General features: G+C 67.9%; 1 protein-coding gene. It reads right to left on the bottom strand.

Annotation, left to right across the window (positions count from 1 at the left end):
- The coding region (locus ACFPU0_RS17135; protein WP_377694443.1) for a 2-oxo acid dehydrogenase subunit E2 at positions 1 to 876 on the bottom strand (876 nt) is incomplete at both ends.

The following is an 876-nucleotide window of genomic DNA, read 5'->3' as shown; positions in this document are numbered from 1 at the left end:
GGTGCGGATATCCGCCAGCAGGTCGGACAGGCGCTTGGTGAAGCGCGCGGCTGCGGCACCGTTGATCACGCGGTGATCGTAGGACAGCGACAGCGGCAGCATCAGGCGCGGCTGGAAGGCCTTGCCGTCCCACACCGGCTGCATCGCGGCCTTGGACACCCCGAGGATCGCCACCTCGGGCGCGTTGACGATCGGCGTGAAGCCGGTGCCGCCAATGTGGCCGAGGCTGGAGATGGTGAAGCAGGCGCCCTGCATGGCATCGGCGGAGAGCTTCTTGGTGCGCGCCTTCTCCGCCAGTTCGGCGGCTTCGGCGGCCAGCTGCAGCAGGCTTTTCTGGTCGACGTCGCGGATCACCGGCACCAGCAGGCCGTCCGGGGTGTCCACGGCAAAGCCGATGTGCACGTACTTCTTGCGGATCAGCGCCTTGCCGCTGGGGGCCAGGGAGCTGTTGAAGTCCGGCAGTTCCTTGAGCAGGTAGGCGCAGGCTTTCAGCAGCAGCGGCAGCACGGTCAGCTTGACGCCGGCCTTCTCCGCCACGGCCTTCTGGGCCACGCGGAAGGCTTCCAGCTCGGTGATGTCGGCCGAATCGAACTGGGTCACGTGGGGGACGTTGAGCCAGCTGCGATGCAGGTTGGCGGCGCCGACCTGCATCAGGCGGGTCATGGCCACTTCCTCGATCTCGCCGAACTTGCTGAAGTCCACCACCGGGATCGGCGGGATGCCGGCACCGCCAGTCACGGCGGCAGCGGCGGCCGGGGCTTCCTTGGCCTTCTGCATCATGGCCTTGACGTAGGCCTGCACGTCTTCCTTGAGCACACGACCGTGCGGGCCGGTGGCCGGAACGGCGGTCAGGTCGACGCCGAACTCACGGGCCAG

The organism is Pseudomonas sp. GCM10022186 (genome assembly GCF_042656385.1).
Lineage (GTDB): Bacteria > Pseudomonadota > Gammaproteobacteria > Pseudomonadales > Pseudomonadaceae > Metapseudomonas.
The sequence above is the reverse complement of the archived record's forward strand: the minus strand, read 5'-3'. Positions and strand labels throughout refer to the sequence as shown.